Source organism: Oleiphilus sp. HI0128, from assembly GCF_001635365.1.
In genome coordinates, this window is sequence record NZ_LWGG01001622.1 from 1 (window position 1) to 829 (window position 829).

1 protein-coding gene is annotated in these 829 nt (G+C 46.0%); it reads left to right on the top strand.

Annotation, left to right across the window (positions count from 1 at the left end; translation table 11 throughout):
* Nucleotides 1-124: 124 nt before the first annotated feature.
* Nucleotides 125-829 (top strand): PHP domain-containing protein (locus tag A3763_RS26410; protein ID WP_156495356.1); only part of this gene is annotated, 705 nt, incomplete at its 3' end.

Below are 829 nucleotides of genomic sequence, written 5' to 3' on the forward strand. Positions count from 1 at the left end.
ATAAGGTTCACCAATGCGTCTGATACGGGAATTAAAGTCGTAAAAAATAAGCGCTAAGATGCTTCGACAAGGCCTTAAGTCATGCTAACATCTCAGCTCCTACAATATGTCATCGCGATACCTCATGCCAGCAAAATTTGTTCATCTCAAGTTACATACTGAATTCTCCCTTACCAACGGTTTGGTAAGGATCAAACCGCTGATTAAACAGTTGGTCGATGAGGAGTTTCCGGCGGTCGCGATCACTGATCAATCTAACCTGTGTGCACTCGTCAAGTTCTATAAGTCTACGCGCGGTTCTGGTATCAAACCGATCGCCGGGGTTGATATTTGGCTCGAAAACGAAAGTGAGCCAGACAATCCAAGCCGTCTTACCTTGTTGGCAAAGACTGACAAGGGTTACCTTAATATGACCGAGTTGGTCTCGAAGGGTTTTACTGAAGGGCAAGATTATGGCAAAGCGGTCATCACGAAAGAGTGGTTGAAGGAAGCATCAGAAGGTCTGATTGTTTTGTCCGGTGCGAAAGATGGAGAAATTGGCCGTGCTTTGTTGGCTGNGAGAGAAGACCTTGCTGTTGAGCTCTTGGAGCACTGGATGTCGGTTTTTTCTGATAGTTTCTACCTTGAACTTCAGCGTACTAATCGCCCTAATGATGAGGAATGCGTTCATCTGAGTGTTGCGCTAGCCGAGAAGTTATCGTGTCCGGTTGTTGCGACAAACGATGTGCAATTTCTGGCTGAGTCTGATTTTGAGGCTCACGAAGCCAGGGTTTGTATTTCAGACGGTGAAACACTCGATAACCCAAACCGGGAAAAGCTCTATAGTGAC